The following is an 8,135-nucleotide window of genomic DNA, read 5'->3' as shown; positions in this document are numbered from 1 at the left end:
CGCTTACGCAGTCGCCTAGGTCGGGAAACCCTCCTGCAGCGCTGTCTCACCGCCTCCGGCGTCTACAAGTCGGGCGTTCGTTGCCCGCCCAACGCACTGGCTTGTCTTGTTGCTAATCGTTACTTATTCCCACACAACAACCCAAACCGAATCAACCCGCGTTCATAACCCCTACTCATCAACCCCAAAGACAGCGCAGCTTGAATAGTACCCCAACCCGAACACAGCAAACCCCAAATCGCCATTGGAGAAAACGTCGAATCAATCACAACATCCCAAAAAGGAGCAACAGCCTTCGACCAATCAGCACTCCGAATATTTTGTAACCCTAATTCACGAGCAATAACCTCATACTGTGGCAAAGATATCACATAAGGCAAACAATACACTCGATAAATCTCAGCTAAGTGCTTCTCCTCATCCGCCGTCAGGGGTAAATTATCAATTGGTCGATGACACCAAGTCACCATAATCAAGGTTCCACCGGGTTTCAGCACACGATAACACTCTTGCAAGAACTTGCTCTTATCCGGCATATGCTCACCAGATTCTAGTGACCATACTAAATCAAAAGAGTTATCAGTAAAAGGCATTGCTTGAGCGTCAGCCACTTGAAAATGACTTCTTGCACTCAACCCAAACTCAGAAGCGCGTTTTGTTGCTCTTGCAGCTTGTACTGGACTCAGAGTAATTCCTGTTGTTCTAGCATTAAATCTTCCTGCCAGATACAGAGAACTTCCACCAATTCCACAACCGACATCCAAAATGTTCTCAGCTTGTTGGACTCCTGTCCACCTGATAACTTCTTCAATTAAATCAATTTGCGCCTGACGACGCTCTTTTTTCTGTGTACCATCTGCACCGTAGTAACCGTGGTGCATATGTTCGCCCCAAACCTGTTCCCACAGACTGGAGGAAGCATCGTAAAACTGCTGAATTTGCTCGTAAAGTGTTGGACTCATAACGCAAGCAATAATGAAGACATAAATAAACACATACAGTAGGCTACCATGTGTGTTTTTAATTAGATTAGGATGTTTTTGCTTATGGCGAAAGACAACTATCTTTATATAACTATAAAGCGTTATAAAAAAGACTAATTTCTATGACTGTTTCTCGGACGATTTGCTTAGGATTTCTCGCAGTCATTATTGTAGGAACTATCCTGCTGATGATGCCTTTTTCTACCAGTGATGGTGCGTGGAATAACCCAATAGTTGCTTTATTCACCTCAACATCAGCAGTTTGTGTGACAGGCTTATCAGTGGTAGATCCAGGCAGCTATTTCTCTTTTTGGGGTCAATTCTTTATTGCGCTTTTAGCACAAATTGGTGGTTTAGGCTATATGACAACCACCACATTTTTGATTATGCTTATTGGTCGTAAATTTGACCTACGACAAAAAGTTGCCATTCAACAAGCTTTAGACAGACCTGGAATGCAAGGGAGTGCTCAAATTATCCGCTCTATTATTGCAACAACGTTGATTTTTGAAATCACAGGTATCTTTTTATTACTATTCGCTTTTGTTCCCAAGTATGGATGGAATCAAGGACTTTGGTTAGCGATTTTTCATAGCATTAACGCTTGGAATAATGCTGGTTTCAGTTTGTTTAAAGATAACTTAATTGGATACCAATCATCGTTTTTAGTTGTCTTCACGATAACGGTATTAATTATCTTTGGGGGTATTGGTTATCAGGTCATTTTAGAAAGTTACTTTTGGTTGCGCGATCGCGCCTTGCGCGGCTCCCTGCTGGAGCATCGCCTACTCAAAAAACAAACAAATCTCTTCTTATCTCTAGATTTTAAAGTTGCTACTAGCACAACATTAATTCTTTTAGTCCTTGGGACAGTTGCGTTTTTCTTTGTTGAATTAAGAAATCCGGAAACTTTTGGTAATTTGAGTTTGCCTGACAAATTATTAGTCGCTTGGTTTCAATCTGTAACTCCTAGAACTGCTGGATTTAATACCATAGATATAGGTAAAATGACAAATGCTGGTTTGTTTATTATGATTGCACTCATGTTTATTGGTGCAAGCCCAGGCGGTACAGGAGGCGGACTTAAAACGACAACTTTAAGAGTTCTCACCAGTTGTACTCAGGCAATTCTTCAGGGAAAAGAAGAGGTTTTATTGTACGATCGCAAGATAGCAATAAATGTCATTTTAAAAGCTGTTGGAGTTTTTATTGGTTCTGTAACAACTGTCATTGCATCTACTATTTTAATTGCACTAACAGATCCAAAATTAGAATTTATTCAAATATTTTTTGAAGTTGTATCAGCCTTTGCTACGGTGGGTCTTTCCACTGGCATTACGGGCAGCGTATCTGCTGCCGGAAAGCTCATATTAATTGTGACAATGTATATTGGCAGAGTCGGTATTTTACTACTCATGTCAGCTATGCTCGGAGACCCCAAACCGACTAGGATTCATTACCCAGAAGAAAACTTACTTGTAGGATAATGGAGTACTGACAGAAGAAGAAATAAAAAATCACTCATAATCAATGATTTTATCATCTTGTATACCAAGATGATAAAATCTACAGAATAAGAAAAAAATAGTTTTTACAAACTTGTTATCACCGAGTTTGTACTAAAAAAACAGTGTTAATAAGGATAACAACTGTGAATTTGGCATCATTAGGATTTTTTCGTAGTCTGCGTAAGGACAATCAGCAGTTTGCTGTTATTGGGTTAGGTCGTTTTGGTCGTTCAGTCTGTTTAACACTGCACAAATTCGGCTATCAAGTGCTAGCTACAGATATAGATGAAAAACGCGTAGCTCAAGCCTTGACTGAGCATATAACTGGTCATGCTTTACAATTAGATTCAACTGAACCAGCAGCACTAAAAGAAGCTGGAATTTTTGAATTTGATACGGTCATTGTAGCAATCGGAAATTACATCCAAGAAAGCATCATCACAACATTGAACGTCAAAGAAGGTGGTGTACCTCATGTCATTGCAAAAGCTTCTAGTGAAGTTCATTGCAAATTGTTGCACAAAGTGGGAGCAGATCACGTTGTGTTTCCGGAGTATGAAGCGGGTTCTGCTTTAGCGCGAACACTTACAAAACCCTCTATCCTAGACAGATTTGATCTTGATCCAGATAACAGTATTGTAGAGTTGATTGTACCAGACGAATTTCATGGCAGAACAATCGCTGAATTACAACTTCGCAACCGCTATGGTTTAAATTTGCTGGCTGTTAGTCAAGATGGTAAATTCCAAATTAATCCTAATCCCAGTCAGCGTCTTGATCGCGGTTCGGCAATGGTTGTGATTGGCTGCAATAAGGATATTAATCGCTTACCTATTTGAATCAGTTATCAGTTATCAGTATTTGTTTCCCATAACCTTGGTAAGCGTTCACTGTTCACTGTTCCCTGTTAAGCGTTCACTGTTTACTGTTCACTGTTAAGCGTTCTTGCTTCCGGCAAAATCAACATTGCATCACCAAAAGAATAAAAGCGATATTGAGATGATATCGCTTGCTGATATATATTTAACAAACGTTGCCGACCAATTAAAGCACTCACCAACATCAGCAAGCTAGAACGCGGTAGGTGAAAATTGGTAATTAAACCATCTACAACTCGCCATTGGTAGCCGGGGTAGATAAACAAATCGGTTTTGCCAGAAAATGGTTGCAACTCACCTTTGGCTGCAGCTCCTTCTAATGCGCGTGCTACTGTTGTACCTACAGCAACAATTCGGCCACCAGATGCTTGAGTTGCACGGATTTGCTCTACCGTGGAGGAAGGCACTGAAATCCATTCTTCATGCATTTTATGGGTTTTTACGTCCTCCACTTCTACAGGGCGAAATGTTCCTACGCCAACGTGTAATGTGACAAAAGCTTGATGAATTCCGTGATCGCCCAACCTCTGTAGTAATTCTGGCGTAAAGTGAAGCCCTGCTGTCGGAGCTGCTACTGCTCCTGGAACTTTAGCATAAACTGTCTGATACTGAGCGCCTTGGGCATCAGATGCAGTGATGTAAGGTGGTAGAGGAACTTCACCAAATACATCCAACATCTGTACTAAAGACATCCCCTCTGGTAAATTGAATTGCAAAAGACGCCCTCCAGTCGCCTCGTCTGTTTCTAAGACTGTCGCAGTGAGGGAGGATGGGGAAGATGAGGAATTTGCCTTTGCTTCAAAAATAATCTTCGCTCCCCGTGTGAAACGTTTTCCTGGCTTGACTAAGGCTAACCAACAATTATGCTGGCGTTCTTCTAACAACAATACTTCTATTTCCGCACCAGTAGATTTACGACCATACAAACGTGCTGGATAAACTTTAGTATTATTCATTACCAGTAAATCACCAGATTTGAGTTGTTCTGGCAAACTTCGGAAAATACAGTGTCTTGGTTCTACTTTTATACCTGTATCCTGGGAATTTACTACCAAAAGCTTGGAATGATCCCTGGGTACCACTGGGTTTTGGGCTATGAGTTCTTGAGGTAATTCATAGTCATATCCAGTTAGGGAACGATCTAATTCCAAGTCTTCCTTGTGAGGACTAGATATTGGGTTTAAATTGGTTTTGGCTCGTTGTTGCTGCATTTATATTTCGACTGTCTAAAAACTTGTTTTGGCTTTTTTTATAGAGAATCCCGTGATCCCCACCGAATTATCCTTCTATAACTTTGTCATGAATGCAATTAGCTCACACGGAAATACCTGTATGAAAATTGGGTAAACCTCCCTATCTAAAAACGGGGGCTTTTACCCTAGCCAGCACTAGGGTCTTTATACGGATAATAAAAAAGTAGGATTGGCTTTGATCCCAAACACACCGATGGAATACTTATATTACCTGGCAAATGCCAGTCTAACTCTAAGAGTTGTTCAATTCTTGCACGGTAAACCCCAAATACCTGTTTCGTTCGTCACCGTCATTCATCAGATTGATGGTTGGGTGGTGAGAGTCAAACTAAGACGTCACGTCTCACCTCAAGAAGATGGGGATATTCGGGCTTTTCTCAGTGAATTAGGAATTAGCTACGAGCCAAAAATGCGGGTACAAATGGCGTTTTGGAGTTTAGAAGCAGGACAGTGTCCAGTTGACGTGATGCGTCGCTATCAGGTAGCGATCGTCTCTCATGGTAACCCAGAAAAAGAGGAAATAGAGGCGTTCCGGCAACAGTTTGTCAGAGGTTTGGGCTATTGTCCAGAAACACTAGCCTGATACCTTTGACTTATATTACCTGTTATATGACGATATAGGTTTAAGTATCAAAAGCTGCTGGAATATATTCTTGTAGCATCAACAAATATCCATTTATTGATAAAGTGGCTATAGCTTGTTCAGAAATTGTAGGCGCAGTGAACCCTTCGGCTGCGCTTAGGCTGAACCCTTGTGATATTTGTTGACAGTAGACAATAGCAACATCAAATTGACAAGGGTAGTCTGCCTTCTGGGGATATTTAGCTAAGAACATTAAAGACGTTTGTTGGAGTTTTGTTTGCTTCTGTTTTGTGATGGCGTTTCTTCCCCCTGCATCCCAATTATCTCGGCTGCGAGTTTTCACTTCCACAAATGTCAGTATGGGAGATGAGGAAAGTGAAGGAGTCAAAGAGTGAAGGAGTGAGGTTTCCCTTGTTCCTTCACTCTGTGTGTTTGTCTGTGCTCTTTCTTGCTGTTTCCTTGGCTGTTGCTGTCCATCATATTGGGCAATGATATCAATTTCTCCGTTACGGTAACGCCATCGACGGTGCAAAATGACCCAACCATTGGATTGTAACCATTCAGCTACCAGGTCTTCTCCTGCGATACCTATATCGAGATAATGATATGGAGAATCGTCTGCCATTGGTGAAAAGTACAATGAGTAAGTTCAGCAATCGAATTTGGGTAAACACACTCAGTTTATTACTTTGGGTTGTCATTTGCATCACTGCATTTGTTGGTTTTGCAGGTTTTGCTCCAGAAGCTCTAGCAATTGACTACAATAAAGAAACTTTGATCGGGTCTGATTTTTCAGGACGTGACTTGACAGACTCCAGCTTTAATCAAACTAACCTCCGCAACAGTAACTTTAGTCACTCTAATTTGCGCGGCGTCAGTCTGTTTTCTGCAAAACTGGAATCAGTAAATTTTGAAGCAGCTGACTTAACAAATGCTATTTTAGACTCGGCTCTTTTCACTAAGACAAATTTGACAAATGCGGTGTTGGAGGGTGCTTCTGCTGCTAACGCCAGGTTTGATCGTGCTATTATTGACGGAGCAGATTTCACTGATGTGCTGCTGCGTAAATATGAGCAAGAGAAATTGTGCAAAGTCGCCTCAGGTACGAATCCAACTACAGGACGCAACACCCGCGACAGCTTATATTGCCCGTAGCTTCAGCTACACAACAAACCGGGGGCGTGAAAACCGCTTTTCATTTTAGCGTATCTCCCTACCCTTGTTCAATGGTTCTGAATTATGGGACAGATTGTATCTTGCGGCTTTGTTGATAAGCTGTTCCATCCGGACAGTAATCCTCTCAATTCTTCTCGCAAGGTCAATAACTGTTCAATTTGTCTATCAATATCTAATATCTTATCTTTCAGCTTGTGATGAATTTGATCACAGGCTGGTTTACCTCCGTCATAAACTTCAAGAATTTCGCCGATTTCTTGCAAGCTTAAACCTAACTTTGAGCACATTTAATAAAAGAAAGACGAGTCAACACATCTGATGAGAATTGGCGGAAACCTCCTTCTGTTCGTCCGATAGACTGAACTAAACCCAAACTTTCATAGTAGCGAATTGTCCTAATAGGAACTCCGCTCAAAGCAGTCACCTGACCAATTAAAAACAAATTTTCATCTTGATTCAACACAGGTCAAATACCTTATGCGTAGAGTTTTCTCTTTATTTTAAGATGTAAGCTAACAAGCAAAAAAACTTCATAAGTCAACCTGAAAAAACATAAAATACGATTCGTGCGATCGCTTTGCTACCCTTTACGTTTAATTTGGTTGATTTACTTATTAATTGCTAATTGTCAACAAAATTTTTCTATGCGTTGCTAAAGTCTCTACTCAACTAAAGAGTTTAGTATACCATAAGTCTCTTAACTTAGATTTAGCATCTAGAGGACTTACCTGGAACAACGTAACTATAGTCCGCCAATACCAAAGCAAGGATGCGCCTGCAAAGTGCTGTTTATACATAGTCGTTTTGTGGATACTCTACTATTGTTGTAGATACTTGTGTATTGTTTTGACTTCTAAAGACGAGCTCATAAAAAACCCCACTGGCTCACGCCACATGCCTCAACGCGGGAGACCAGCCCACGGTGAGACAGCGCTGCGCAGGAGGTGACGACAACCGGCTGCGGTCCTTGTTTCCCGACAGCCAGGCATCTGGCGTAAGCGCAAGCGCACGCCAAGGGCATACCCGAAGGGCAGTGGCTCGCCTACACCCCTACACTCCTACACCCAAAGCTATTGGTCAAACGCAATAGCAGTCTACGCAGGCGATCATTAACTAAATCTGTAGTACTGTATAGGTGAACTGCTGAGTGGTATGGCTGTGTTCTTTGGGGTGTCGGCGACAGCTCTCATTTTCTTAAGGATATTATTTTTGCCTTACCTTTTAGAAAAAGAAGTGGCAAAGCCACTTCTGCGTAATTCCCAGGTAGAACCTAAAAAACAGTATAACTTTTCTAAAAAGATGAAATGGTATGATTGTACACTTGTTAACTAATATATTTCTTTGAATTGGCTTCGTGATGTTGCGGATGTTTGAAGTGCTTGGCTAAAACAAGCGAAAAATCTGCCAGTAGAGGTATGAGATGGAAAAATCAGCTAAGCCTTATGAAAACTGTGGGTAATGAGGACGACAAACCAATCAATCACGTTCGGTGGGCGAAGGTGAGTGGGTGTGCAGGCGCAACAGATGTATTTAAGGGTGCAAGGATGCAGGGGAAAAAAGCGGCGAGGACGTCTTCCTCCCCTCATCTGACTTGCACAAGATGCACAAGATGCGGGGGAGCGGTCTAATTGTATCAACCTTAAAGTGAAACGATATAACTCAACTTATTGCAGAAGATATAGTAATCCTCCGCAGTAATTTGACCGGGACGATTTTAGATTTTAAATTTTAGATTTTAGATTGGGGGTTGGTCG

Annotated in this window: 7 protein-coding genes and 1 pseudogene; 4 read left to right on the top strand and 4 right to left on the bottom strand. The window is 41.5% G+C overall.

The genetic code is table 11. The features are described from left to right. Nucleotides 1-119: 119 nt before the first annotated feature. Nucleotides 120-962 (bottom strand): methyltransferase domain-containing protein, encoded by an 843-nt coding sequence (locus tag AC5590_RS10730; RefSeq protein ID WP_169268627.1) that lies wholly within the window; start codon nucleotides 960-962, stop codon nucleotides 120-122. Nucleotides 963-1,105: 143 nt separating this feature from the next. Between AC5590_RS10730 and AC5590_RS10725 the strand changes: the two genes are divergently transcribed. Beyond that, nucleotides 1,106-2,470, top strand: coding sequence for a TrkH family potassium uptake protein (locus AC5590_RS10725; protein WP_169268626.1), 1,365 nt, complete (start codon nucleotides 1,106-1,108; stop codon nucleotides 2,468-2,470). Between the two features lie 164 nt (nucleotides 2,471-2,634). Continuing rightward, nucleotides 2,635-3,330: a potassium channel family protein gene (locus AC5590_RS10720; RefSeq protein WP_169268625.1), complete on the top strand. Its 696-nt coding sequence runs from the start codon at nucleotides 2,635-2,637 to the stop codon at nucleotides 3,328-3,330. A gap of 83 nt (nucleotides 3,331-3,413) precedes the next feature. On the opposite strand, the gene queA is transcribed toward AC5590_RS10720, so the two are convergent. After that, a complete protein-coding gene (queA, locus tag AC5590_RS10715; RefSeq protein ID WP_169268624.1) occupies nucleotides 3,414-4,580 on the bottom strand; it encodes a tRNA preQ1(34) S-adenosylmethionine ribosyltransferase-isomerase QueA in 1,167 nt (388 codons plus the stop codon). A 235-nt stretch (nucleotides 4,581-4,815) separates the two neighbouring features. On the opposite strand from queA, the gene AC5590_RS10710 reads away from it, so the two are divergent. After that, nucleotides 4,816-5,205, top strand: a complete 390-nt coding sequence (locus tag AC5590_RS10710; RefSeq protein WP_169268623.1) for a hypothetical protein — start codon at nucleotides 4,816-4,818, stop codon at nucleotides 5,203-5,205. Nucleotides 5,206-5,245: 40 nt separating this feature from the next. Here the strand turns inward: AC5590_RS10710 and AC5590_RS10705 are convergent, their stop codons facing one another. Beyond that, on the bottom strand, nucleotides 5,246-5,830 hold the full coding sequence (locus AC5590_RS10705; RefSeq protein ID WP_169268622.1) for a YraN family protein: 585 nt from the start codon (nucleotides 5,828-5,830) through the stop codon (nucleotides 5,246-5,248). 14 nt (nucleotides 5,831-5,844) lie between these two features. Here AC5590_RS10705 and AC5590_RS10700 point away from each other — a divergent pair, with 14 nt between their 5' ends. After that, complete coding sequence (locus AC5590_RS10700; RefSeq protein ID WP_169268621.1) at nucleotides 5,845-6,360, top strand: pentapeptide repeat-containing protein; 516 nt, start codon at nucleotides 5,845-5,847, stop codon at nucleotides 6,358-6,360. A 68-nt stretch (nucleotides 6,361-6,428) separates the two neighbouring features. Here the strand turns inward: AC5590_RS10700 and AC5590_RS10695 are convergent. Then, a pseudogene (locus AC5590_RS10695) lies at nucleotides 6,429-6,844 on the bottom strand (heavy metal-responsive transcriptional regulator). Nucleotides 6,845-8,135: the final 1,291 nt, after the last annotated feature.

It is taken from the genome of Brasilonema octagenarum UFV-OR1, from assembly GCF_963888615.1.
Classification (GTDB): domain Bacteria; phylum Cyanobacteriota; class Cyanobacteriia; order Cyanobacteriales; family Nostocaceae; genus Brasilonema; species Brasilonema sennae.
The sequence above is the reverse complement of the archived record's forward strand: the minus strand, read 5'-3'. Positions and strand labels throughout refer to the sequence as shown.